Consider the following 25,526-nt stretch of genomic DNA (forward strand, 5'->3'; position numbering starts at 1 on the left):
AGCGCCGTCGCTTCGCGACTGTGGTCCAGCTGGCGACGCTGGGGGCAACTGATCGAGACGGAGCGGGCCGGCCGGGTGGCCCGGCCGGCCCGCTGGATGTCGGTGCGGTCTACTTCAGGCGGAACTGGGCTTTCAGCTCGGACCCGTCCGTGCTGCGCACGATCACGTCCATGCACCCGGTGCTTTTCGGGGTCTTCCAGTTGTACTGGAACCGCCCCGCCTGAGTGTCGTAGACCAGCGCGGTGCCACCCGCGACGACCGTCTCGACCTCATCGACCGGTGCGGCCGGATCACACGAGTGCTGCACCGTCCGCAGCGAATCGATCGCGGTCGTCGAGGTCAGCTCCTGCTCACCGGAGAACAGCTCGAACTTCAACGGAACCGTCGAACCACCCTTGACCACATTGACCACACCACCCATGTCGACCGGGGCGTAGAACCCGGTGAACGTCCACGGCTGAACCACCGTCAAGGTGACCTCCTTGGCTTCCTCGACGTTGCCCGCCGCGTCCACGGAACGGTACTTCACGACGTACTGGCCCACCTCGGTGAACGACACCCCCGCGTCCGTCGCCGCAACCCAGGTCGCACCGCCATCGGTGGAATACTCCGTCGACGCCACCCCCGAGCCCGCATCCGTCGCGGTGAACGTCGCCGAAACCGTCGACCCCGCCAGGACCACACCCGAACCAGGCGACACCACCACCGACGTCACCGGCGCGGTCGCGTCCGCCTTGACCGGCAGCTGCCCCACCGCCGACACGTTGCCCGCCTCATCGGTCGCACGATAACTGAACGTGGTCGTACCCTCCGGGATCGACACCGGCGACGAATACGCACCCCACGCCCCATCACCCAGCCTGTACTCCACCGACGCGACCCCCGAGCCCGCATCCGACGCCGACACACTCACCGACACCGGCGACACGAACCAGCCACCCACACCATCCGCCGCAGCCGGCGACGTAACCGCCGACACATCCGGCGCCACAGCATCGACCGGTCCTGGCTCACCGAGAGCGAAGACGATCGTCTTGCTCTCGCCTTCGTCGAACGCGACCTTCAGGGGTGCTCCGTTGTTGCGCACCTTCACGCCGTCGACCACGGCGGAGGCCCATGGGATCCCACTGCTGACGTCGATCGTCTGCTCGCGCGACGACGTGAGCGTGACTGTCGCCGAACGGGCCGCGACATCCCACTGGAGGCTCGTGACTTCAGCCTGGGTTCGTGCCATCGAGCCGGACACGGATCCTGCGTTCATCCCCGTGGGAAGCGCGGGGAGGATCTGGATCTCGCCCTCGTCAGAGTAGACGAGCGTCTCGAGCAGCAGCGTCGGGACTGTGTTGAGGATGTCGGATGCGTACGCCGAGGCTCCGTTCACGTTGTGGTTGGTTGTGAAACTCGAGTAGTACGCGCTCCCGCCGAGAAGCTGCAGGAGCGACTCGGTCGCGCCCTGCGCGTTCTTCAGGCGCGCGTCGACCAGGCCCATGTGCAACCAGCCGTGGCCGGACTGCTTGTCGCCGGCGGTGCTCTTGCGCAGCTCCATCGCGATCTTCAGCCCGTCGATGATCTCGGGGGTGAGGTCGTGCGCGGGCCACGCGAAGTACGCGTGACTCACGTGCCGGTGAGCGTGGTTCTCGGTGTATCGGCTGAGCGACCACTCGCGAAGCGCACCCGTGCTGTCGTACGTCGGGGGCGGCAGCTTTGCCCTCAGTGACTCCCAGCCCGCGATGCGCTCCGCGCTCTCGGCATCCGCTCCGTTCACATACTTCTCAGCCTCGATCGTCATCCGCAGACCGTCGCGCGCCGCCGCGATGTCCATCGTGCAGTTGATCGCAATGGACGAGTTGCCTCCGAGAGGGCGATTCTCGGGTGAATAGCACGGGAGGAGCAGATAGTGCTCGCCGTCGGCGAGTGCCGTCTTCCCCGGCTGGTAGCGCGCTTCCTGGGTGGCGTCGCCGTAGTACTGCGGGTCGACGAACTGCTCCCAGAAGTTGGACTGTTTGCGCAGGAGCGGCAGAAGCAGGTCTTCGACGAGGCGCAGGTATCCGCGATCCTCGATCACCGCGAGCTGCGCCGGAGAGAGGTCGGTTTCGTCGGGACTCAGCACGGAAGCCAACGAACTGACGTCGATGTCGTCGGCCAGCGGGATGTGGGCGTCGCCACGGGTCATCCAATACTCGTAAAGAGGCAGGATGAGCCAGCTGGCTCCCGCATTCCAGTACTCGAACGGGTACATACCGCCGTTCCAACTGAAGTGGACCATGCCGGCGCGGTCCGAGTCGGTGCGCGGCGGGGCGAGCAGGGCGTCTGTCATGCCGTAGATCTTCCGGGCGTTGGTCTCCCACTCGGGCACCGTGCGAAGGATGAAGTTGGCGTAGCCCTCGATCTGCGTCGGCAGGTTGCCGATGTTGGCGCCGGCGATCTGCAGGTTGACGTTCGCGTCCGTCGTCCAGTCTGCCTGCCAGGCAGAGTTCCATCCGCCTGCCCACATTCCGCCAAGGCGAGGCGTGCTGAAGCCGCTCGAGCTGATCGTGGCGTAGCGGCCGGCGTTGAACGCGCGCTCGACCATAGCCGGATTGAGCGCCCCGGCGTTCTGTTGCTGCTTGGCGATGAGCGCCTCGTTGCTCAGCGCAGAGTCAGCTTCCGCGCCGGGCAGATCGAGCTTGACGGCATTGAACTCCTCTCTCTGACCGGCGGCGTGCGGCGCAAGCAGAGCGTTGTAGTCCAGCGATCCGCCGACGACATACTCCGGCTTGGAGATCACTGCCTCGATGTCGTCGCGAAGCTGGTCGACCACGCCGAAGTCCTGTTGAGCGGCGAATTCGTCGATTGCGCCCATGTTCTTGTCGCGCGCAGACTTCGAGATGAGGAAGACCTCGTCGGCATCGGTGATGGAGATGCCGTAGTACTTCGAACCCGGCACCGCGCGGGCGCCCAGCGGCTTGGCGACTTCGTAGGGCTCCTTGTGGCCGCCCTTCGCGACGACGTACGTCACGCCGGCGAATCCACCGTTCTTGAGCTCACTGTTGGCGAACGACGGGTAATGCGCGACCTGGCCGATGTAGTCGGCTTCCGGATCGACGAACTGCTTGTAGCGAAGCTCCGTGTTGAGCGTGCCGCCCTCGACCGCCATCTCGTCGATGGGTGCGACATCGAAGTCGAGGTTGACCCTTGCTCCTGTGGACGAACTCGACAGTCGAGTGACGACGACATTGTCGGGGCGGGAGGCGAACGTCGTGCGCTCCCACTTCCCTCCGTCGTCGACGTAGTCCACGCCGACCTCACCGGTCTCGTAGTCGGTCCACCGCCAATTGCCGGTCAGCGGGCCGGAGGTCCGCGGCCTGAGGTTCAACTGGTGTGCCGGGTGGTACGTGTAGTCCAACTGCAGCCCCCACGACGTGGCGGTGCGAGGGTCCAGACCGCTGAAGACCTGCTGTCGCACGCTGGGCAGGTAGGACGCCAGGTCCGGGGTGTCGCGCTTGTCGTTGGTCGGCATGTTCAAGGCCATGTTCTGGTAGATGATCGTGTCGGCCAGCGGGTTGCCGGCGATCACCGCGCCGTTCTCCCCGTTTCCGGTGACCATCCCTGCTCGCCACCACGTGGCCGGGCTCGACGACTTGGTGGGGAACGTGGTCGAGACGACCTTGCTGTTGGTGCTCACAGGCGGCGGGGTCGATTCGTAGGTGCGGACGATCACATCGGTGAGGGTGCCGGTGAAATAGGGGTCGGTGGTCCAGACTGAACGGCCGAGGTAGCCGAAGACAGCGGAGCCGTTGTTCAGCTGCGGTGCGGTGGTGCCCATGTTCCCGTTGCCCAGGAGGCCCCCATTCACGTAGGCGTCGTAGGTGCCATCGTTCTTGAGCACGGCGGTCGTTGTGGCGTAGGCATCGGGCGCGTAGGTCACGGGGCCCTGGATCTTCGCCCAGCGGTTTCCGAACCTCGACTCCCACACTGCCTGTCCGGTGACGAGCGGATGGAAGCGGAGATGGTTCTGCGAACTGCTCGTACCGGTGGTGAACAGGCCCTCGTTGTTTCGCGTGCCGACCTTGTAGCGGAGTTCGACGACGACCGCCTGTTCGCTGCCGATGAAGTTCGGGAGCTCCACATAGCCCGTTCCATTGAACTTGAGCGCTTGGTCAGCGCCCTCCGTGACGAAGTTGGCCGCACCGAGGCCGACGAGGCGGGCATCCTTCCCGCGGCCGGATATGTCTTTGAGGACACTCCCTTCGAATGACATGTCGTAATGCACGAGCGTCTCCGGCTCGGCGGCGCCGGCGGGCGCAGCGACTGCGGCGGGGGTCGCCACGAGCGCACCGGTGATGAGCGCCACCGCCGTGGCGAGCGCGATCGAGGCTCGCCCGCGCGGAACTCGTCCGGCGCTTCGTGGGCTGAATGAGGCGTCGCTCCGAGGGATTCGCGTGCGGCGATTGAGCATGTCTACGTCCTTCGCTGGATGGTGATCGCGCGACATCGCGCAGTGGGCCCTTCATGTCCAGAATAATCTGATGAATGGACGCTGGTCGACGGGCGATCTGTTGATATTGGCCCAAATGCTGTCCCGCTATCGTAGATCGAAATTATTCATCAGATTACTTCGCTCCGGGCCTGGACATCCACGCATTGAGACGGCAGGGGATGAGGATCAGCGAGATCGCCCGCCTTACCCATCACGACCGCAAGACCATCCGCGCGTATCTGAACGGGGAACGCACCCCGGGGGTGCATGAACGCGCGGCTCCGGACCCGTGCGACCCGTTCGTCGACTACGTCACCGCCCGCCTCCAGAACGACCCGCGTCTGTGGGTGGCGACGTTGCTGGACGAGCTCGTTCCGCTGGGCTACTCGGGGTCGTATCCGACGCTGACCCGGCAGATCCGCGACCGTGCGCTGCGGCCGTGCAGGGCATGCTCGCATGTCACGGAGCGCCCGAACGCGATCATCGAGCATCCGCCAGGTGAGGAGACCCAGTTCGACTGGGTCGAGCTGCCCGACCCGCCCAAGCAGTAGGGGTTCCCGCACAAGAACGCGTATCTGCTGGTCGGGTCGCTGGCGCACTCCGGGGTCGGGCGGGGCGTGCTGTCCCCGTCGATGGACGTCCCGCATCTGCTGGCCGCGATGACCACACTCCTGGGCCTGCTGGGTGGGCTGACCCGGGAGTGGCGGTTCGATCTGATTCGTTCAAGACGACTGCGAAGGTGATGTTCGCCGCGGAGCGGCTCCGGCCGCTGCCACCGGTCGTGTTCCCGTCGTCATCACCGAGCAGCGCACCGCCACGAGGCAGGCGCTGATCGACTGGCGCGCAAGGAACGCATCCCACCCGGGGCGGCAGCGCTCCGCGCCGCGCAGGTGCTCACCGGCACTGGGCAGCCCGTCTCGACCGTGATCGATCTGGCCGCCTACGAGCAGGCCGCGAAGAACAGGAACACCCTCCGATTACCACCACCGCCACGAAGACCGCAACCACACCCACGGTCAGCACGAAGGCTTCGGCGAGCACCTACCAGCAGCTTCGCATCCACCTCGTCGACCTGAAACTCGCCGACGCCGCCGACGCCTTGGTGGGCCCCTCGGCCCGGCAGGTCAGCGCAGCCGCTGTCGTGCGCGTCTTCCCACCCGGCACCGCGGTCATCGTTGGGGCGAGGTCGCAGCGCCGTCGCTTCGCGACTGTGGTCCAGCTGGCGACGCTGGGGGCAACTGATCGAGACGGAGCGGGCCGGCCGGGTGGCCCGGCCGGCCCGCTGGATGTCGGTGCGGTCTACTTCAGGCGGAACTGGGCTTTCAGCTCGGACCCGTCCGTGCTGCGCACGATCACGTCCATGCACCCGGTGCTTTTCGGGGTCTTCCAGTTGTACTGGAACCGCCCCGCCTGAGTGTCGTAGACCAGCGCGGTGCCACCCGCGACGACCGTCTCGACCTCATCGACCGGCGCGACGGGATCGCACGAGTGCTGCACCGTCCGCAGCGAATCGATCGCGGTCGTCGAGGTCAGCTCCTGCTCACCGGAGAACAGCTCGAACTTCAACGGAACCGTCGAACCACCCTTGACCACATTGACCACCCCCGCCATGTCCACAGGAGCGTAAAACCCCCGGAACGTCCGCGGCTGCACCACAGTGAGGGTCACCTCCCGAGCCTGCTCCACATTGCCCGCCGCATCCACCGAACGGTACTTCACGACGTGCGCGCCCACCTCCGTGAACGACACCCCCGCGTCCGTCGCCGCAACCCAGGTGGTCCCGCCATCGGTGGAATACTCCGTCGACGCCACACCCGACGTCTCATCCGACGCCGAGAACGTCGCCGACACCGTCGACCCCGCCAGCACCACCCCCGAACCAGGCGACACCACCACCGACGTCAACGGCGCAGTCGCGTCCCGCTTCACCGAAAGATGCGCCGTCGTCGTGTTCCCCGCACTGTCCACGGCTTGGAAGTCGTAATCCGTCGTCCCGTCAGGTGCGGGAATCGGCGACTCGTACGCCGTCCACGTGCCAGACGGCGACGTGCGGTACTCAAGGTGCGTGATCCCGGTCTGCGCGTCGGAGGCGACCGCGTTCGCGGACACTGCACCCACGTACCATCCGTTCTCGCCGTCGGGCGCGGCCGGATCCAGCCCCGCCGCCAAGGACGGAGCGGTAACGTCGGCGAGCTCCGCCACTCGGCTCGCGTTCAGGGCGGAGCCGTAGATCCGAAAGTCGTCGATGTCACCGCCGAAGAACGGATCGGCGAACTGGGAACGCCCGATCTGCCCTGTCTGGGCAGCCCCCGTCTGGAAAAGCGAGGCGCCGGTCGCGCTGCTGTTCGTGCCGGCGACCGCCATCCCGTCACGGAAGAGCGTGGTGGTGTTGTTCGCCGGGTTGACCACGACCGTCACGTGGGTCCACTTGCCCGTGGGGAGCGCGCCGTTGTTGTCCTGGGCGCGCGCCTCTCCCGCCGTGTTGGTCGGCTTCAGACCGACGGCATAGGAGGATCCGGGCCCCCGTGGGGTCATGTAGAGGTACCGGTTGGATCCGCCGCCGGTTCCCGCGCCGCCGAGCCAGAACAGGTTGGCGTACGACGTGGTCGAGTCGGTCCACCGCACCCATGCCGATACGGTGAATCCTCCGACGCCATTGAGCACCCCGTTCGGGATGGTGATGTACGGGGCCGACGTGTTCGTGCGTGCGCCTCCGGAGAGGTTCACGGCCGATCCATGGACACCGGGGACCGACGCCACCGACGACGGGGCGACATACGTTCCGTCGAAACCGTTGCCCGAGGAGTCCGTGATCTTGGTGCCGCTGTCCCCGTCGAACGTGTAGTTCAGGATCGGCGTGGGCACGGTGAGGTCGACAGTCACGTCCGCGACGTAGAAGCGACCCTGATACGTGACGGTGACCGTGGTCGTCCCGGACTTCGTACCCGGGCGGATCACACCGTTCGTCACGGTGGCGATGTCGGGTGCCGAGGACGTGGCGGTCAGCTCCGTATTGGGGATCCGCTGGGTCTGCCCGTTCGCGCCATGGCGGTAGAACTCGACCTCTGACGATTGTCCCGCGTTCGTGAAGTAGACCGATCCCTTCGTGAGGAACCCCGTGCCCTCAACCTTCGGGGCGGATGCCTCGTAGCGGAAGAAGTCCACGTCCACGGATCCCGGCAGAGCTCCATTTGCATCGTCACGGCCGTCGGCGTTGTTGTCGACGTACGAGTCGTTGTAGCTGAAGATGCCGATCCGGTCGCCGCGATATCCGCCGAAGGCTGTCAGCTTCTGAGTCCCGGCGAGCTGGAAGCTCGTGCCGCCATCGACGCTGTAGTAGTAGGCGACGCTCTGCTCGCGGTCGGTGCGGGAGATCAGATCCACCACGGTGACGCCTGCGGGCAGGTCGGCGACAGCGGAGACGTTGTTGTTCGACTCCGTGATGATCCGATTGGCGCCCGCGATACGCTGCACCGCGATGGCGTTGGACTGCGTTCCGCCGTTGAAGTGCACGAGCCCGGCGCGCTGCCCGTCGGTCATCCGACTGATGTCGAGTCGAATCGCGCTTTGAGTCTGATCGGAGCCGAGATGGCGTTGGTGGAGCGTGTCGCCGGCCAGGAAGAAGTTGCCGGCGCGGTTGGTGGTGTTGAACGCCTTCAGACGCATCCAGCCGGGTCGCTCGGTGAGGCTCCAATAGCCCGAACGCGGCTGATGGTTCCACATCCATCGGACGTCGAGCGTGCCGGCGGTAAAGTCATCGCTGCCCTGCGGACTCGTGATGGGATAGGTCTTGGGTGACCCCGTCGGGACACCCGGATAGGTGTCGTCGCCCGAGGCATCCTTCTCGACGTCGCGCACAACCGGCTTCGGTGCCGTCCACACCATCGTGCCCAGCCCGTTGACGCCGAGCTGGCCGCCGAGGACCGGCCAGCCGTCGAGCGGCCAGTCGACTGGTATGAGGTGTGCCTGACGTCCACGCGCGCCACCCTGGGTGCCGTCGTTCTTCTGAGCGAAGAAGTACCAGTCGCCGTCGGGGGTGTCGATGAATCCGCCCTGCAGCGGAAGCGTGTCGTTCGCCAGGTACTTCACCTCATACGTCCCGACATTCCCCGGGCTGCCCGGCGTCCCGTCCGCCAGAGTGCCGTAGAGGTTCTTCGACCGCAGCATGTACGACCCGGCGCCGCTGATGCCGCCCTCGTTCAGGTTGTTCTTCCTGCCCTGGAAGTCACAGTAGAAGAGGTGGTAGTACTCCCCGCGCTTGTAGATCTTGTTGCACTCCGGGCCGGCGCGCTTCCCGCCGAACAGGTCCCCGCCGAGCAGGCCCTGCCCGGCAAGCGTCACCTGGGCACCCGACGAGTTGGTGTAGGTGAGGTCGTACTTGCTCATGTCGGCGTTCGTGAGCGTCGTCACGTTGTCATCGACGGTGAAGAGCACGTTGCCGCGAACATCCGGCTGGAGCGGGTCGGGCTTGTCGGAGCCGCTCGTCCCTGCGACGTGCGCCACCGCGTAGTACACGTCGACGTCGACGAGCTTGCCGTTCTGGTCGTGCTTCTCGTCGAAGAACAGCGTCGGGTCGGTCCAGAGCGAGGTGACGAGGTCGCGCCCGAACTTGTCCTTGAGGATACGCATGTCCCAGTGCCCCGCCGGGTCCTTCGTCGAGGCGACGAACATGCCCCCGGTCACCGTGTTGACGGCGATGTAGAACGTCTTGTTCAGAGGGTTGTACTTGATCGACGGCGCGTAAACCCCCCTGTTGTACTCCGACATCCCGGTCCAGTTGTAACGGTTGGCTCCGTAATTACTGAAACTGTTGAAGGTCGTGGATCCGCCGAGTTTGGTGATGTCGTCGAACCCTGCTCCGACGGTCTCCCAGTTGACCATGTCCTTCGAGTGGATGACCGAGACCCCCGGAGCGTCGACGAACGTGGACGTCACCGCCCAGTAATCGTTACCCACTCGGATGGCGTCCGGATCGGCATAGTCCGTCCCCAGCACGGGATTGGTGTACGTGCCGTCCCCGTTGTCACCCCACGGGTCGACGTAACCGATTCCGGAAGGGGTGGGGGCGGCCTGGGCCGACACGGCTGGCACGAGAGTTCCGAGTATCACTGCCACCGCCCCGGCGGCCGCGAGCACTCGGAAGCTCATTGATTGCGAATTGTTCATGGATCTCCTTCGATACCAGGTGGCGCCCACCATCGGTACGCCCACCGCGCCGACGCGAATGGTCCGCTCCGCCAACCGACGCGCGGCCCGGCCGCCCGTTATCACCGCCGCACCCGCAGGCGCAGTCGGCACGGGAGCAGCAAGGACCGCGCCCCGCCAGGGCGACACTTCCCGCGACGAGGACGGCGATCATCGCAAGCGAAGCCAGCGTCCGACGGCAGAGGGGTGAATGGTCATGGTGATCTGTCGCCGTGATGCGACCTGAATTCGGCTCGGCGGTCGGGGCCGGCCGGCCGGGGGTGTTCCCGGCCGGCCCGCTGGATTGTGCGGTCTACTTCAGGCGGAACTGGGCTTTCAGCTCGACCCCGTCCGTGCTGCGCACGATCACGTCCAAGCACCCGGTGGTGCCCTTCGGGGTCTTCCAGTTGTACTGGAACCGCCCCGCCTCCACGTCGTAGACCAACGCCGTGCCACCCGTGACGACCGTCTCGATCTCATCGACCGGCGCGGCCGGATCGCACGAGTGCTGCACCGTCCGCAACGACTCGATCGCCGTCGTCGACGTCAGCTCCTCCTCACCGAAGAACAGCTCGAACTTCAACGGAACCGTCGAACCGGCCTTGACCACGTTCACCACCCCCGCCATATCAACCGGGGCGTAGAAGCCCGTGAAGGTCCGCGGCTGCACCACCGTGAGGGTCACCTCCCGAGCCTGCTCCACATTGCCCGCGGCATCCACCGACCGGTACTTCACGTGGTACTCGCCCACCTCGGTGAACGACACCCCCTCCGCCGTCGCCGCAACCCAGGTGGTCCCGCCATCGGTGGAATACTCCGTCGACGCCACACCCGACGTCGCATCCGACGCCGTGAACGTCGCCGACACCGTCGACCCCGCCAGCACCATACCCGAACCGGGCGACACCACCACCGACGTCGCCGGCGCGGTCAGATCCGCCTTGACCGGCAGCTGCTTCACGTCCGAGACGTTGCCGGCCTGGTCGGTCGCACGGGAGCTGAACGTGGTCACACCCTCCGGGATCGGCACCGGCGAGGAATACGCGCTCCACGCCCCCTCACCCAGCCGGTACTCCACACTCACGGCAGCCGAGTCCGGATCCGACGCCGACACGCTCACCGACACCGGCGACACGAACCAGCCACCCGCACCATCCGCCGTCGCCGGCGACGTGCTCGCCGACACCACCGGCGCCACCGTATCGGTCCACACCGTGTCGGGCGACGGCGGGAACTTCCACTTCTGGGCGGACGCCGTCGACGAGCAGGTCGCCAGCTGGACGCGCGTCCCGTTGGCAGTGCCGCCGTTCACGGTCGCCAAGCAGAGACCCGACGACGTTGCCTTGATCGTGCCATCGGCGTTGACGACCCACTTCTGGCTCGCGGCTCCATTGCAGTCCCAGATGACGACGGCGGTGCCCGGAGTCGTCCCGCCGCTCGCGCCATCCAGGCACTTGTTGCCGTACACGCTGATCTCCGACTGCAAGGTGAGGGTGAACAGCTGGTTCACCGCACCGCTGCACGTATACAGCGCGGGCAGGGCTCCGTTCAGCTTGGTGGCGCCAGGCAGGTCGAGGCACTTGCCAGCGGTCACCTGGGTGAGCGTCTGGTTGACCGCGCGCGGGGGCGTGCGCACGACTGTCGCGCTCGAGGGGCCCGAGACGGTCCCGTCGGCGTTGACGATGTAGAGCTTGTAGCTGCCGTTCGTCGACGGCACCGGGATCCGCGTGGCGTCACCGGCCGCCGAGGTCATCGTGGCCGATGACGCGAACGACGTCGTGCCCGCGGGTGCCAGCCACATCGTCCGGGTCGCGTCGCCGACGCCGCGCACGGCAAGCGACGGCATCCCCTCGGGTGCCAGGACGCTGGCCGGCAGAGCGAAGTCCGCGCTCTTCCCGACCGAGGTGAGGATGTCGCGGTATGGCGACTGTACGCCGGCTCCGGCGGCGACAGCGTAGGCCTGGAGCGGCCACACCATGTCAGGTACGACGCGGATAGGGTCGATGACGCTGTTGGGGACGTTCCGATTGAAGATCGTGCTGGTCGGCCCCCAGGTGTTGTGGATCTGCAGATCGTGCTGGGCGCCCCACGTGCCCGAGTTGATGACGTACCTGATGCCAGGATCGGCTTCGATGACGTTCTCGTCGTAGCTGATGAAGGCCGACCCTTCGTCGGGGTGCAGCCCGTACGTGTGCCCTGGCCGGATGCCGCGAGCGTAATTGTCGTGGATCACTGTCCCGGGCTGGCTGCCGAGCGTGTAGATGGGGCCGGAGTCGCTCAGGAACCGCATCGTGTCGAAGATGTCGTTGCGCTGGATGCTGTTGTTGCGCGCCACGGTCGTCGGGTTGCCCGGGTTGACCGACCCCGTTCCTCCGTCGAAGTTGTGCCAGCCCCAGCCCAGGGAGATTCCCGCCCAGGAGGTCTTCTCGATGCGGTTGTTCTCGAAGGCGACGGTGTCGAGGAAGTACCCCGAGATCGCCGCGGATCCCCAGAACAGTACGGCGCTGTCGTAGAAGTAGTTGTTGCGCACCGAGATGTTCGTCGGGGCGCCCTCGACGCTGGGCGCGTAGTGCTCGCGGTTGCTCGAGGTGCCGTCGCCGATGTACACGTGCTGAGGGTCGCCGATGTTGAGCGCGCTGCCCCCGATGTCATTCGTGACATTGCCCTCGATCCGCGAGTCGACGACGTCGTTGACGAACTGGATGCCGTCGGCCCCGGTGTGCTCGACACGGTTGCGGATGAACTCGATGTCGGCCGCGCTGTTGACCTCGACTGCTCCGGGCTCCACCTGGATGTTGCGATAGGTGTAGACGTGGAAGTTCTGCTTGGTGAAGGCAAGGTTGACGGTGTTGCCCTGTTGGGTCTGCTTGAACGACGATCCGTCGATCTGGGTCAGGTTCCAGTCGGAGTGGCGGACGGTGATGCCGCTGAAGGTGACGTCGTGGATGCGATTCGCCCGGTCGGTCCCGGAGATGTCAAGGACCGTCTCCACATGGTTCGGGGCAGAGATCGAGGCCGTCGACGGGTCGGTGCCGGCAGGGGGGTACAGGTACACCTTCTGGGCTTCGCTGTCGAAGAAGAACTCGCCCGGCTGGTCGAGGAACTCGTAGGCGTTCGAGAGAACGTGCGTGCCGGTAGCCTGCAGAGGCGCGTAGGCGGCAGCCTGAGCGATCGCGGCCCCGGGCTGCTGGAAGAGGGCGACGCGCTTGGTCCCGTCGGGCGAGGTCGTCACGCCGCGGATGCCGGTGATTGCCGTCGACCATGTCGTCTGGGTGGTCAGCTCCATGTCCCCCGCGTTCCGCGGGATTGCCGGCACGTCGCCGAGGGCGTAGGAGGCGCCGTCGCATTTCGAGCCGGACTCCCAGGCCCACGGCGCCTGCCCCGCGGTCACGGAGTACGTTCCGTAGCATCCGGCCGACTGCACCGCCTTGCTCGCCATGAACGCACGGGATCCGTCGATGTAGAGGGCACGCAGCTTGTCCGCGCGCTCCAGCGGCGCGACCCAGATGTTGCCGTCGTGCGGGGTCCAGCCCGTCACCGGTACACCGGCGTCCAGCACGGGGACTTCGTTCGCGTAGGCCGAGTAGATCACCCGGTGGCCGTTGCTACCCGAGTCCTGCGCGCCGAACCGTACGGTGTCGCTGACCGGATACGTCCCGCCACGCAGAAAGACGGTGATGTCGCCGGTCATACCGCTGTTCATCGTGCGCACGACATCGCGTGCGTGCTCGATGGTGCGAAACGGCGCGCCGATGGAACCGTCGGCCGAGTCATCGCCGTTCGGTGCGACGTACAGGGCGGTATCAGCCGCGGAGGCGGACTGGGCGGTGATCGGTGCGGCGGCCACGCCGGAGCCGACGACCAGGGCCGCCACGAGGGCCTTCAAACGCCACGGGCGCCAGCCGGATGCAGAGCGCTCCACATTGAGCATGAGGTCACCTTTCGGGGGTTCGCGTCTCACCTCGTCGCTGAGACGGCATCGCCAATTAGTCAGACATCATATGATTGAGCGCGCCGCTGGGGCAAGGCACCGATCTCGATTTCTCCGTGCGATGTCTTCACTTGCAGGATAACTCCTGGCATCAGGTGATTCCGCGTCGGCCGTCGATCCGCTTCGCGCTGAGTACGCAAACCATCGATTTCTGGTAGGCATCTGATGAATGGCTCGCTTGTGCACCCTCCCCAATACAGCGCCGCCGCACGTGGCAGGATTCCTCGCGCATTCGGACGTAGCGAGCACGGCTCACATCTCAGAGGTGCAGATGGCTGACGACGATCACGCGGTCGGCTTTACCAGCCCGGCATCCTCGAGCTCGACCCAGAGTTCGTCGGGGATGTGCACGGCGTACCTCTCGAGCCCGTCGGCCATCTGACCGCCGTCGCGTGCCCCGAGTACCGCCGAGACGATGGCGGGGTGGCGCAGGGGGAACTGCACTGCAGCGTCGGGGAGAGTCACGCCGTGATCGCGGCACACGGCTGCGATACGCCGGGCTTGTTCGATCATCTCGCGGGGGGCGGCACCGTAGTCGAAGTGGGCGTCGTCGGATACGTCGGGGCGACTGAGCAGGCCCGAGTTGTACACGCCTGCGGCAACCACGCTCACTCCCCGTTCCAGTGCGAGAGGCAGCAGATCATCGAGTGCAGACTGATCCAGCAGGGTGTAGCGGCCTGCCAGCATGACGATGTCGACGTCGGCACGGCGCACGAACTCCGCGAGCATGCTCGACCGATTCATCCCCGCCCCGATGGCCTGCACGACTCCCTGCTCGCGCAGCTCGATGAGTGCGTCAACGCCGGTTGTCGACGCGGCATCCCAATGTTCGTCGGGATCGTGCAGGTAGAGGATCTCCACGCTGTCCAAGCCGAGCCGCGCCAGGCTTGCATCGACCGAGCGCAGGACGCCGTCACGGCTGAAGTCCCATTCGCGTCGATAGGCCGCCGGCACGGCGAACCCGTCGTCGTCGCGCAGGCGCGCGTTCTCCGGCGTGGGCACCAGAATGCGCCCCACCTTCGTAGAGACGACGTACTCCCCGCGTGGGTGCCCACGCAGAAGCGACCCGAGCCGCTGCTCTGCCAATCCCAGGCCATAGTGCGGAGCGGTGTCGAAGTATCGCACCCCACCCCGCCACGCGCGATCTGCTGCCGCGCGGACCTCTTCATCGGTCGTCTCGCGATAGAGGTTGCCGAACAGCGACGTGCCGAGTCCGATCTCTGTGAGTGCCCGCCCTCTGGCTGGTGTTCGTGCGTAGATGGCGTATCCTCCTTGAATCAGCATTGATAGTACATCATATGAATTGGAGTCGTTATGCGAGCAGCGGTGTACCGAGGCGAGCGATCGGTCGTTCCCACCGAAGCCGATCCCGTCGCGCCCGGCGCGGGCGAGGTTCGCATCGCCGTCGCTTATACCGGCCTGTGCGGCACCGACCTGCATATCGTGCACGGCGCGATGGATGCGCGAGTGGACACTCCGCTCGTCTTCGGCCACGAGATGAGCGGAACTGTCGAGTCCGTCGGCGACGGAGTCACCGACTGGGCGGTCGGGGATGTCGTGACGGTGATGCCTCTCGTATGGGACGGCACGTGCCCGGCCTGCCGTGCGGGCAACTCTCACATCTGCCAGAACCTGGTGTTCGTCGGGATCGACGCCCCCGGGTCGCTGCAGGAGCTATGGACGGTGCCCGAGGAACTGCTCGTGCGGGTGCCCGACGGACTCTCACTCCGACACGCGGCGCTGACGGAGCCTGTCGCGGTCGCCGTCCATGATGTCCGACGCTCCGGTCTCGGGGTGGACGACCGAACGGTCGTCATCGGCGGCGGGCCGATCGGGGTGCTCATCGCGACGGTGGCACGACACGCCGGCGCGGACGTCGTCGTCATCGAGCCCGAGGCAGGGCGACGAGAGCGAATCGCTCAGCTCGGCTTCGCGACACTCGATCCGACGAGCACGGACCAGTCCGCGTGGGTCGACGAGTGGACCGGCGGCGCAGGGGCCGACGTCGTGTTCGAGGTGTCAGGGGCGGCCGCTGCTGTCAGGGGAGCGACATCCCTCGTCAAGGTTCGCGGAACACTTGTTGTGGTGGCCATTCACAGTGCTCCACGGGAAATCGACCTGCAACGGCTGTTCTGGCGTGAGCTGACGATCCTCGGTGCCCGGGTCTACCAGCGCGGCGACTTCGAGACCGCGGTTCGACTTCTGCGCGATGGCGTCATCCCGGCCCAGAGCCTGATCACCGCCGTCGTGCCGCTCGACGAGACGAGCGCCGCATTGACGGAACTCGAGCAGGGCCGAGCGCTGAAGATCCTCGTCGACGTGGCAGGCGAGTCATGAGCCCGTTCGACCTCACGGGCCGCCGGGCTGTGGTCACGGGCGCGCGGCGCGGTATCGGCTTCGGGATGGCCGAGGCGCTTGCGGCGGCCGGTGCGGACATCATCGCCGTCAGTGCTTCCATGGAGGCGGAGGGCAGCGCGACCGAACAGGCGGTCCGCGCACATGGACGCGCCTTCGAAGCATACGCCTGTGACTTCTCGGATCGTGAGGCGGTTGCCGAGCTCGCGGCTGAGCTCGGCGCACGCGAGGTGGACATCCTCATCAACAATGCCGGGACGATCCGACGGGCCCCGGCGGCGGAACACCCGCTGGACTGGTGGGACGAAGTGATTCAGGTGGACCTGTCGAGTCAGTTCATGCTCAGTCAAGCCATCGGGCGCGCGATGCTCATCCGGGGCTACGGCAAGATCGTGTTCACCGCCTCGCTGCTGACGTTCCAGGGCGGCATAAACGTGCCGGGATACGCCGCAGCCAAGTCGGGTATCTCAGGCCTCGTCAAAGCCCTTTCCAACGAATGGGCGGGACGGGGAGTCACAGTGAATGCGATCGCGCCCGGATACATCGCCACGGACAATACGCAGGCTCTCCAGGGTGATCCGGACAGGTCGCGCAGCATCCTGGATCGCATCCCGGCAGGACGCTGGGGGGTCGCGAGCGACCTCGGTGGAGCGACGGTGTTTCTCGCGTCGGCCGCCTCTGACTATGTCAGCGGCGTGGTGCTGCCGGTCGACGGCGGTTGGCTGGGACGATGAGCACGGACCGACGGCCGATGGCCATGACCCCCGCGGGCCAACGGGCAGCCGATCAGCTCGGGGCCCTGGCCTGCCACGTGATCGTTCCGGTGCTGGTGGTCGATGACGCGATGCAGGCGCGTCCGACCGCTCACGCGCTCGCAACCGGTGGGATCAGATGCGCGGAGGTCACGCTCCGCACTTCCGCCGCGTTCGATGCCATCGCCGCAATGCGAGAAGAGGCGGGATTCGTGGTCGGCGCGGGCACGGTGGTGTCGGTCACCCAGCTCCACGAGGCGGTTGCCGCGGGAGCACAATTCATCGTGAGCCCCGGCCTCGATCCCGATCTCATCTCCGTCGCGCGCACCATCGGTGTCGGCGTGCTCCCGGGGGTGGCCACGGCGACCGAGGTGCAGACAGCAGTGCGGCTCGGCCTCAACACGGTGAAGTTCTTCCCCGCGGATCGATTGGGCGGGTTGGCGACTATCCGCGCTCTCGCCGGCCCCTTCCCCGACGTCCGTTTCATCCCCAGTGGCGGCGTCGACGCCGAAACCGCGGCCGGCTACCTCCGCGATGCGGCCGTCCCCGCCGTCAGCGGCAGCTGGATGGCCACGCGTCGCATGATCGAATGCGGCGATTGGCCGGCGATCGAACGGCTCAGTGCGACCGCCGCTGCCCTGGTGACATCAAGGAGTGGGCCATGAGTGGACTGGTGACTCTCGGGGAGACGTTGGGGCTGATCGTGGCCGAGTCGGCGGGCCCGCCGCGCGTCGGCAGCGGCTTTCGTCTTGCCGTCGGGGGCGCTGAGAGCAACGTCGCCATCGGGATCAGTCGCCTGGGGGGAGACGCCACGTGGATCGGACGAGTGGGATCCGACGAGGTGGGGAGCCAGATCGTCCGCGAACTGTACGCCGAGAGAGTCGGGATGCGGCTGGTCACGGACCCGGATGCTCAGACGGGCCTGATGCTGAAGACACGCCCCGTTCCTGGCTCCAGTCGCGTCAGATATTACCGTCAGGGAAGTGCCGGCAGTCGACTGAGCAGGTCGGACATCCTCGCAGCCGAGGAGGAGATCGTGGCCGCCGACATCCTTCACGTCACCGGGATCACCCCGGCGCTGTCCGCCTCGGCCGCCGATGCCGTCCTCGCTGCGCTCGCGATCGCGCAGTCGAATGGGATCGCCATCTCCTTCGATGTGAACCATCGGTCCGCGCTCTGGAGGACTGAGCCGGCGCCGGCGATCTACCGTGCGATCGCCTCGCAGGCATCGATCGTCTTCGCCGGCGCCGACGAAGCAGCGCTGATCGTCGGGGACGGGACACCCGAGACCCTGGCTGAGCGGATCGCCGACCTCGGCCCCACGGAGGTGATCGTCAAGCTCGGCGCCGCAGGCTCCTATGCACTCATCGACGGTCAGCAGCACCGACAGAGCGCATTCTCGGTGCCCGTCGTGGACTCGGTGGGCGCCGGAGACGCGTTCGTTGCGGGGTACCTCTCGGAGCGCATGGCGAGTTCTGCACCCGCGAAACGACTCCGGACCGCCTCGCTCGCCGGCGCTTTCGCATGTCTGGGCCCGACCGACTGGGAGGGATACCCCCGTCAGGCTGATCTCGACCTTCTCGTCGCAACCGAGCCTGTCGCCAGATAGCATCCCATACTACGTGTGATGTATGCTCAATTGAAGAACCATTGGGCCGATATGTTCACGTCGGCCGCTTAGCCAAGGGCGATTAATGAAGATCACGGGCTACCGCCTCCTCAACACGTTCCACGACTGGGGACGTCCGATCGGCGACGTCAACGGCATCATCGCCTCCGGCGTGACAGACGTTCCCGTCGTCATCCTCGAGACCGACGTGGGCATCACGGGCATCGGGATGGGGTCCCATCACGACATCGACCGCCTGTTTCCGGCCATCGAGGGAGAGGACCCCCGCGCGGTAACCGCCCTCTACGAGCGCATGCTCGCCCGGGTCTTCAAGGCCGGGCACGCGGGCGCGACCTTCGGGGGAATCGGCGCGCTCGACATGGCGCTCTGGGACATCAAGAGCAAGGCTCTCGGAGAGCCGCTCTGGCGGCTCCTCGGGGCGCGCGACCGATTCGTCGCCGGCTACTCCTCCGGCTTGGACATCGCCCTCGACAACGAGCGGCTGGCTCGCTTCTACGACGAGATGGCCGAACGCGGCTTCGAAAGCGGCAAGCTCAAGGGTGGCCTGGACCTCGACGCCGATATCGAGCGGCTGGACATCATCCGCGGGGCGCTGTCGCGCAACACCGCGCACCCGACCCTCATGCTCGACGCCAACGAGTCGTGGAATCTTAAGCAGGCGGTCCGCTATGTCTCGGCCGTCGAGGCGATCCACGACCTCGCATGGATCGAAGAACCTCTCCGTCGATGGGATGCGACCGGCCATGCGCGTCTCAGCAGATCCGTGAAGGCGGCCGTGGCCACCGGTGAGAACCTCACGGGGCTCGAGCAGTATTCACCGTTGTTCGAACACCACGCGATCGACGTCGTTCAGGCGGGAAGCGTATGGGGCATCAGCCACTTTCTCCGTGTCGCCTACGCCGCCCACAGCCGCGATCTGCCGATCAGCCCGGTCGGGCTCACCTCGAACGTCGCCGTCGCTCATGCCGCCGCGACCGTACCCAACCACCTCGCTGCCGAAGTTCAGGATCTTGGTATGCCGTTCGGAATGACGATCGATCAGACGTACGCCGACGGCGGGATCGTCCTCGGCGACGAGGCCGGGGTTGGTGTCTTCGTCGACGAGTCGGCCATTCTCGACGCCGCTGGGAGCGCTCCTTACGCGCAGGGCCTGGTGGCGTCCGGGCCGCACGTGCGGCCCGAGCGGGCGGGGCTCGGGCTCACGACGCAGCTGCCGCCCGATCGTCGAACCCTCCCCGACCCGCTGGTGCCGGGTGCGTAAGCTGGTTGCATGTCTGACCATATCGAGGCGGAGCGGGGCAATGGCCAGGTTCTGCTGGCCAGTACAGCTGGGCGCGTCCCCGCGGCACGGCTGGGCATCGCAGTCGTCAAGGACTTAGTCACTGCGGTAGTGACCGGGTCGGTGCAACCCGGGGACACACTACCCCCCGAGAGTGTGCTCATTCAGCAGTTCGCAGTCAGCCGGACTGTGGTTCGGGAGTCGGTCAAGCGGCTGGAGGAGAAGGGTCTGGTCACCGTCAGTCAAGGGCGGGGCACGATCGTGAACTCGCCGTCGCGTTGGAACGTGCTCGACCCTGACGTCCTGTCCGCGCTCGTCGACAACGACGAGTCCCTCGAGATCCTCGACGAGCTCGCCGTCGTCCGAGCGAGCCTCGAGGCATCGATGGCGGCCGCCGCCGCCGAGCGCCAGACCGACGTGTCGAGCGCAGACCTCCGCCGCATGCACGAAACGGCCGAAACGGCCCTGAACGACATGGACGCATACAACGACGCGGATGCCGCGTTCCACGACATGATCATGGAACAGTCCGGCAATCGTCTCGCCGCCAACATCACGCGGATCCTCTTCGCGCGTGCCCGTGAGAGCACGCGCTTCACGGGCACGCAAGGCCTGGACGCCGTTCGGACGACGCTCGAGGAGCACCGGGCGATCATGGAAGCCGTGATCTCCGGCGATGCCGACGGGGCAGCCGAGGCCATGAGCACCCACATCACCCAGGCCTGGCACCGGCGTCGCCCAGGGACGACGCGCTGATCTCTCATTGACCCATCTGGACGCACAACGTCCGGGGGCTGGTCAGTCCTGGTGCCACACCTCGTCGAGCGGCTGCCAGCGAGCGCCCTCGGGCGCGTCGGGGTCGAAGCCGATCTGGCAGGGATCCGTGTGCGACCACCAATCCCGGGTCACCGGGTCCGCCGCCATTCTGGCCTGGTCCGCGTCCCAGTCATCGCCCACGTACTCGTAGTAGCCGAAGAGCACGTCACCGCGGCCGAAGATCGTGAAGTTCCGGATGCCGCACTCCGTGATCATCTCTTCGACGCCCGGCCAGACGTCCGAATGCAGGCGCAGATACTCGTCGCGCTTCTCGGGGCGGAGCCGGCAGGCCATTCCGTATCGGACGGTGCTCACTCCTTCGTCCCGCCCGCCGTCATCCCCGTGACGAGGAACCTCTGGGAAAACAGGAAGATGATCAGCACCGGTGCGATGGCGACGAGCGTTGCGAGCGCGAGCGTGGGCAGTTCGATCGTCGACGACGCGGCATTGGTCGGGTTGAATTGCGGGACGTTGGCAAGCAGCTCCGCGATGCCGACTTGAACGGGAGCCCTGCGTCCGGGAACCATGACGAACGGGAGGAAGTAGTTGTTCCAGTTCCCGACGAAGCTGAAAAAACCCACCAGCGCGATCACCGGCGTGGCGAGCGGCATCGCGACCTGAGCGAAGACACGGAACTCCCCTGCGCCGTCGATGCGGGCGGCGTCGAGCAGGTCGCGCGAGACGGTGGTGGAGAAGTAGATGTACGTCAGGTAGACGCCGAACGGGAAGAACGAGAACGGAAGGATCACCGAGAGGGGATTCCCGATGAGCTTCAGCGCGCTCATCTGAAGGAAGATCGGCAGCACGAGGGCGGTGTTCGGAATCAGCATGACGATCAGCGTGACGGCGAGGAGTGCCTTCCGTCCGCGGAACTCGGTCAGTGCCAATGCGTACCCCGCAGGGATGCTGATGACGAGCGTGATGACGAGCGCGCTGAGGGCGTACAGGGTGGAGTTGCCGAGCCACGTCCACATCACGCCGTCCTGGTACGCGATGAGGCTCTGCCAGTTGTCCTGGAGCTGCTGCAGCCCCCCGACCGAGAACGGGTTGCCGAGCAGGAGCTCGCGGGATGACTTCGTGGGCGCGAGAAGCAGCCACACCAGCGGGATGGCGAAGAACGCGACGAACACCGCGAGCAGCGCGATCCCGAGCGCGCGTCCCATCCAGCGGGCCGGGTTCAGCGGGCGACGATCGCGCGGGGCATCCCACCGTCGCTGCGACGAACGCCCCGTCGTCACTGCTCGAGTGTCGAGCTCACTCACGCTCAAAGAGACCACCCCTGAAGACGAAATAGACGCTCAGCACCACGGCGACCACAAGCAGAAGCAGAGAGATCGCTGCCGAGCCATTGAAATCGGCCTGCTTGAACGCATAGAGAAAGCTGAGTTGATTGAGGGAGTAGTCCTGGGGGACCACACCGTGAGTGGCCTGGGAGAGCACGCGAGGCTCGACGAAAAGCTGCGTTCCGGCCGCGAGGGACAAGATCGCCATGTATGAGATCCACTTGCGCAGGAGCGGGATCTGGATGAACCAGGCGGTCGACCACGCTCCCGCACCATCGATCCGCGCGGCCTCGAGAATGTCAGCACTGATGTTGTTCAGCGCGCCGTACATGATCACGATCCATCCGCCGGCACCGGTCCAGAATGCGATGACCGCCAAGACGATCGGGAGCGTGTCGAGCTGTACCGTTTGAACAAGCGACTCGCTGCCCAGCGCGTGCAGCAGCCAGGCCACCGGACTGACCGACGGGTCGAGCACGAAGAGCCACAGCATGACGCTCGCGGCTCCCGCGAGAGCACCGGGAACGTAATAGAGGAATCGGACGCCCGTGGAGACCCAGCGGATGCGAATCGCCTGCACGACGAGCGCGAGGAGCACAACGAACACCAGCAGGCTGATGAGCCAGACCACGACATACGCGGCGACATGCATCACGGCAGGCAAGAAGCGGTAATCCGAGAAGACCCGCAGGAAGTTGTCCACGCCGGCGAACGCACCGTTGCGGGTGAATGCCAGGAAGACGGCGTACAACGTGGGCAGCACGCCGAAGGCGAGCAGGAACAGCGTGTAGACGCTCGTGAACAAGAGCCCGATGCGGGCTTGCGCCCGGGCGCCGGCTGCGGCCCGGGGGGCGCGTGGTTGCCGGACCCCGGGGGATCCGGCAACCACGCTCGAACTGGATGCACTCATGGAGTTGGCACAATGCTTTCGATGGGTGTGGTCCTACTTGACCGAATAGCCCTGAACGGTCGCTTCGTTCTCCATCTCCTTCTGCCACTCATCGGCGACATCGGAGATCTTCTTCCCAGCCGCGAGGGCGGGGACGATGACTTTCGCGTAGGACGTCTCGGCGGAGAAGCTCGGGTATCCCCAACCACTCCACACGCTTTCCGCGGCCGTGCTCACGCTCGTCGCGAAGTCCGGGCCGAAGAAGCCGCTGGCAGCCTGATCCTTCAGCCAGGTGTCCGCCGCGCTCTGGTAAGCGGGAAGACCGCCCGTGCCCGCGACCCCGTCCTCGGTGGTGACGAACTCGAGGAAGGTCTTGACCGCATCGAGATTCTTCGAGTGACTCGATGCATACCAGACACCGCCACCCACATTGCCGGTGACCTCGTCGCCTCCCTCCCAGGAGAGCGGAGGCGCGGCGATCCACTGGCCGGAGGTCGCGTTGATGCTGTCGGGGTTCTGGAAGAGGGCTCCTGCGTACCACGCCGGCCCGGGGATCGCGACGAGCTTGCTGCTCGCGGCGACGAAGTCCGCGCCGAACACGCTGTCCTGCGTCAGGGTCTTGTTGGCGACCATGTGGTCGATCATGGCGGTGACCTTCTCGGAGTCGGCCGCGTGCACGTCGGAGCTGAACGTGTCGCCGTCGACCTGGAAGATCGGGGCGGAGCCGCTCCAGTAGTAGACGAACGGGCCGGTGAACGAGTCTCCCACCGATCCCAGCGTGTAGCCCGGGTGCTCGGCGGCGAGCTTGTCGCCGAGCTCCTGGTACTCCTCCCACGTCGTCGGCGCCGTGTAACCGAACTGGTCGAGAAGCGGCTTGTTGTACCAGAAGAGAACGGGCGCCAGATCGTTTCGCAGGCCCCAGACTGTGTCATCCACGGTCACGGGGTCGAGCGCACCGGGAGTGAAGCCGTCGAGGAAGCTCTGATCGAAGTATCCCTTGTTGAGAGGAGCGGCGAACGCCTGCACGCCATTGGTCGGCTTCGAGGCCCACGAGGCGTCGTTGTTCTGTGTCGAGAAGACGACGTCGGGCCAGCCCTCGCCGGCTTGATCGGCGAGTCCGATCTTGGTCTGGAACGTCCCGGATCCGCTCGCGGAGCCGTCGTCGACGACCATGTTGACCTTGACGTCGGGGTTGGCCTTCTCGAACGCCTCGACTGCGGGCTGACGAGTTGCATCCACCCACACCGTGATCTCGCTGTCCGGCACCTGCTCGACCACCGGGAAGCCGTACTCCGAGTTGGTCTCCCCCCCACTGGATGAGCAGCCGCCGAGGGCGACGACCCCCGCGACGACGGCGAGTGCCACGGCGAGTCTGATGAAGCGTGATGCGCGCTGATGCTGCGGAAGCATTCGCGTCCCTTTCTGGTCGGCGTCCTTGACGACGTGTCGCCCCTCCGGCGACGTCTCACTTGATCATACATATTACGTCTAGATAATCAAGCCTTCTTCCCGGGTCCACTTTCCACATGCGTCTGAAGGCCGGTGTCGACGCGGGCCACGGTCCATCTCGTGAAAGATCGCCACTGATTGATCATACGTATCGCTTGGCAGTTGACCCCGCACACCCGAGACTCGTGATCCTGAAGCTGTTACATCTTATGTATGCGTGCTCGTGCTCGGATATGGGATCGAAGGCCACGCTTGACACTTCGATATGCGGAGCAGATAATTTCAGTCATCAGATGATTACGTCAACATCCGGTCATGACGGAATCGGATGCACGGAGAGCAAGAAAGACGAAGATGTCCCCGAACAGCACCTTGGACGCCGCGCAAGCTGGCGTACCACGATGGATGACTCAGTCCCGGAATGGAGTGAGTCACGCATGGTGACGACCGCTCCGCCCCTCGCCGGATCGCAGAAGCTCCGTGTGAGAAGCAGTTCCCGCGGCTGGACCGCCGCCAAGCGCAGCTTCCGCCGCCACTGGCAGCTCTACCTGCTGATCGCCGTCCCGATCGTCTGGTTCGCCGTGTTCCGGTACTGGCCGATGAGCAACGCGATCATCGCCTTCAAGGACTACAACGTCGTTCAAGGGGTGTGGGGAAGCGACTGGGCCGGTCTCGAGTACTTTCAGCGTGCTTTTGCGAACCCGCGCTTCTGGACGCTGGTGTCGAACACCTTCATCCTGTCCGCCCTCGTCCTGATCTTCAGCTTCCCAGTGCCGATCGTGCTCGCGATCGCCCTGAACGAGGTGCGAAGCACCTTCTTCCGCAACACCGTGCAGATGGTGACGTACGCGCCCTACTTCATCTCGACTGTTGTCGTGGTCTCCATGACCATCGTGTTCCTGTCTCCCCGGATGGGTCTCGCCAACCAGTTCCTGAATATCTTCGGAGTTCAGTCGATCGACTTCCTGAGCAATCCAGATCTCTTTCGGCCCATCTACGTCATCAGCGATATCTGGCAGACCACAGGCTATGCGGCGGTGATCTACCTGGCCGCGCTCGCCGGCATCGACCCGAGCCTGCACGAAGCAGCACGTATCGATGGCGCGACTCGGGTTCAGAAGATTCTCCATGTCGACATCCCCGGCATCCTGCCGACAGCGATGGTCATCCTGGTCCTCGGGGTCGGCAACGTGATGGCGATCGGCTTTGAGAAGGCGTTCCTGCTGCAGAATCCGCTGAACCTGGCCACATCGGAGATCTTGCCCACATACACGTACAAGGTCGGCCTGCTCAATGCGGATTTCAGCCAGGCTGCGGCTATCGGCCTTTTCAACGCCGTGATCAACCTCGTGCTGCTGCTGGTCGTCAACGTCGTGGCCAAGCGAACCACCGGGAGCGGACTATGGTGACAACAGACGCGCCGAGGACCGAGACAGCAG

General features: G+C 65.8%; 16 protein-coding genes. 8 read left to right on the forward strand and 8 right to left on the reverse strand.

All coding sequences use genetic code 11. From position 1 onward, the window contains the following. Positions 1–109: 109 nt before the first annotated feature. Positions 110–4,438 carry a glycosyl hydrolase family 95 catalytic domain-containing protein gene (locus tag ACN9MP_RS16615; protein WP_426322017.1) on the reverse strand — a complete coding sequence of 1,443 codons (4,329 nt, stop codon included), beginning with the start codon at positions 4,436–4,438 and terminating at the stop codon, positions 110–112. Between the two features lie 200 nt (positions 4,439–4,638). Between ACN9MP_RS16615 and ACN9MP_RS16620 the strand changes: the two genes are divergently transcribed. Next, positions 4,639–5,010, forward strand: coding sequence for a hypothetical protein (locus tag ACN9MP_RS16620; RefSeq protein ID WP_426322018.1), 372 nt, complete (start codon positions 4,639–4,641; stop codon positions 5,008–5,010). 748 nt (positions 5,011–5,758) lie between these two features. Here ACN9MP_RS16620 and ACN9MP_RS16625 read toward each other — a convergent pair. The 3 genes from ACN9MP_RS16625 to ACN9MP_RS16635 form a co-directional block, all read right to left on the reverse strand. After that, on the reverse strand, positions 5,759–9,625 hold the full coding sequence (locus ACN9MP_RS16625; RefSeq protein WP_426322020.1) for a PxKF domain-containing protein: 3,867 nt from the start codon (positions 9,623–9,625) through the stop codon (positions 5,759–5,761). Between the two features lie 331 nt (positions 9,626–9,956). After that, positions 9,957–13,574 carry an OmpL47-type beta-barrel domain-containing protein gene (locus ACN9MP_RS16630; RefSeq protein WP_426322022.1) on the reverse strand — a complete coding sequence of 1,206 codons (3,618 nt, stop codon included), beginning with the start codon at positions 13,572–13,574 and terminating at the stop codon, positions 9,957–9,959. A 345-nt stretch (positions 13,575–13,919) separates the two neighbouring features. After that, positions 13,920–14,918 carry an aldo/keto reductase gene (locus ACN9MP_RS16635; RefSeq protein ID WP_426322024.1) on the reverse strand — a complete coding sequence of 333 codons (999 nt, stop codon included), beginning with the start codon at positions 14,916–14,918 and terminating at the stop codon, positions 13,920–13,922. A gap of 30 nt (positions 14,919–14,948) precedes the next feature. Between ACN9MP_RS16635 and ACN9MP_RS16640 the strand changes: the two genes are divergently transcribed. The 6 genes from ACN9MP_RS16640 (at position 14,949) to ACN9MP_RS16665 (ending at position 20,406) form a co-directional block, all read left to right on the forward strand. Beyond that, on the forward strand, positions 14,949–15,971 hold the full coding sequence (locus ACN9MP_RS16640; RefSeq protein WP_426322025.1) for a zinc-dependent alcohol dehydrogenase: 1,023 nt from the start codon (positions 14,949–14,951) through the stop codon (positions 15,969–15,971). Continuing rightward, positions 15,968–16,723, forward strand: a complete 756-nt coding sequence (locus ACN9MP_RS16645) for an SDR family oxidoreductase (protein WP_426322027.1) — start codon at positions 15,968–15,970, stop codon at positions 16,721–16,723. Before ACN9MP_RS16640 ends, ACN9MP_RS16645 begins: the two co-directional genes overlap by 4 nt. Further along, positions 16,720–17,406, forward strand: a complete 687-nt coding sequence (gene eda / locus ACN9MP_RS16650) for a bifunctional 4-hydroxy-2-oxoglutarate aldolase/2-dehydro-3-deoxy-phosphogluconate aldolase (RefSeq protein ID WP_426322028.1) — start codon at positions 16,720–16,722, stop codon at positions 17,404–17,406. The genes ACN9MP_RS16645 and eda overlap by 4 nt, the downstream gene beginning before the upstream one ends. Continuing rightward, complete coding sequence (locus ACN9MP_RS16655) at positions 17,403–18,350, forward strand: sugar kinase (protein ID WP_426322030.1); 948 nt, start codon at positions 17,403–17,405, stop codon at positions 18,348–18,350. Before eda ends, ACN9MP_RS16655 begins: the two co-directional genes overlap by 4 nt. Positions 18,351–18,435: 85 nt before the next feature. Then, positions 18,436–19,632 carry a mandelate racemase/muconate lactonizing enzyme family protein gene (locus tag ACN9MP_RS16660; RefSeq protein WP_426322031.1) on the forward strand — a complete coding sequence of 399 codons (1,197 nt, stop codon included), beginning with the start codon at positions 18,436–18,438 and terminating at the stop codon, positions 19,630–19,632. A 9-nt stretch (positions 19,633–19,641) separates the two neighbouring features. Then, positions 19,642–20,406 carry a FadR/GntR family transcriptional regulator gene (locus ACN9MP_RS16665; protein ID WP_426322033.1) on the forward strand — a complete coding sequence of 255 codons (765 nt, stop codon included), beginning with the start codon at positions 19,642–19,644 and terminating at the stop codon, positions 20,404–20,406. A gap of 42 nt (positions 20,407–20,448) precedes the next feature. Here ACN9MP_RS16665 and ACN9MP_RS16670 read toward each other — a convergent pair whose 3' ends face one another. The 4 genes from ACN9MP_RS16670 to ACN9MP_RS16685 all read right to left on the reverse strand — a co-directional run bounded on the left by ACN9MP_RS16670 (position 20,449) and on the right by ACN9MP_RS16685 (position 24,003). Continuing rightward, entirely contained in the window at positions 20,449–20,781 is a 333-nt protein-coding gene (locus tag ACN9MP_RS16670; RefSeq protein ID WP_426322035.1) for an L-rhamnose mutarotase, read from the reverse strand. After that, positions 20,778–21,704 carry a carbohydrate ABC transporter permease gene (locus ACN9MP_RS16675; protein WP_426322037.1) on the reverse strand — a complete coding sequence of 309 codons (927 nt, stop codon included), beginning with the start codon at positions 21,702–21,704 and terminating at the stop codon, positions 20,778–20,780. Before ACN9MP_RS16675 ends, ACN9MP_RS16670 begins: the two co-directional genes overlap by 4 nt. Before the next feature lie 16 nt (positions 21,705–21,720). After that, a complete protein-coding gene (locus ACN9MP_RS16680) occupies positions 21,721–22,554 on the reverse strand; it encodes a carbohydrate ABC transporter permease (RefSeq protein WP_426322038.1) in 834 nt (277 codons plus the stop codon). A 138-nt stretch (positions 22,555–22,692) separates the two neighbouring features. After that, on the reverse strand, positions 22,693–24,003 hold the full coding sequence (locus tag ACN9MP_RS16685; RefSeq protein WP_426322040.1) for an ABC transporter substrate-binding protein: 1,311 nt from the start codon (positions 24,001–24,003) through the stop codon (positions 22,693–22,695). A 521-nt stretch (positions 24,004–24,524) separates the two neighbouring features. Here ACN9MP_RS16685 and ACN9MP_RS16690 point away from each other — a divergent pair. Then, positions 24,525–25,496, forward strand: coding sequence for an ABC transporter permease (locus tag ACN9MP_RS16690; RefSeq protein WP_426322042.1), 972 nt, complete (start codon positions 24,525–24,527; stop codon positions 25,494–25,496). Positions 25,497–25,526: the final 30 nt, after the last annotated feature.

It is taken from the genome of Microbacterium sp. E-13 (assembly GCF_049912955.1).
Classification (GTDB): domain Bacteria; phylum Actinomycetota; class Actinomycetes; order Actinomycetales; family Microbacteriaceae; genus Microbacterium.

Bases quoted from the DNA above. Each gene is read 5' to 3' on its own strand.
- ACN9MP_RS16615 (WP_426322017.1), bottom strand. From the start codon at position 4,438: ATGCTCAATCGCCGCACGCGAATCCCTCGGAGCGACGCCTCATTCAGC.
- ACN9MP_RS16620 (WP_426322018.1), top strand. From the start codon at position 4,639: ATGAGGATCAGCGAGATCGCCCGCCTTACCCATCACGACCGCAAGACC.
- ACN9MP_RS16625 (WP_426322020.1), bottom strand. From the start codon at position 9,625: ATGAACAATTCGCAATCAATGAGCTTCCGAGTGCTCGCGGCCGCCGGG.
- ACN9MP_RS16630 (WP_426322022.1), bottom strand. From the start codon at position 13,574: ATGCTCAATGTGGAGCGCTCTGCATCCGGCTGGCGCCCGTGGCGTTTG.
- ACN9MP_RS16635 (WP_426322024.1), bottom strand. From the start codon at position 14,918: ATGCTGATTCAAGGAGGATACGCCATCTACGCACGAACACCAGCCAGA.
- ACN9MP_RS16640 (WP_426322025.1), top strand. From the start codon at position 14,949: ATGCGAGCAGCGGTGTACCGAGGCGAGCGATCGGTCGTTCCCACCGAA.
- ACN9MP_RS16645 (WP_426322027.1), top strand. From the start codon at position 15,968: ATGAGCCCGTTCGACCTCACGGGCCGCCGGGCTGTGGTCACGGGCGCG.
- eda (WP_426322028.1), top strand. From the start codon at position 16,720: ATGAGCACGGACCGACGGCCGATGGCCATGACCCCCGCGGGCCAACGG.
- ACN9MP_RS16655 (WP_426322030.1), top strand. From the start codon at position 17,403: ATGAGTGGACTGGTGACTCTCGGGGAGACGTTGGGGCTGATCGTGGCC.
- ACN9MP_RS16660 (WP_426322031.1), top strand. From the start codon at position 18,436: ATGAAGATCACGGGCTACCGCCTCCTCAACACGTTCCACGACTGGGGA.
- ACN9MP_RS16665 (WP_426322033.1), top strand. From the start codon at position 19,642: ATGTCTGACCATATCGAGGCGGAGCGGGGCAATGGCCAGGTTCTGCTG.
- ACN9MP_RS16690 (WP_426322042.1), top strand. From the start codon at position 24,525: ATGGTGACGACCGCTCCGCCCCTCGCCGGATCGCAGAAGCTCCGTGTG.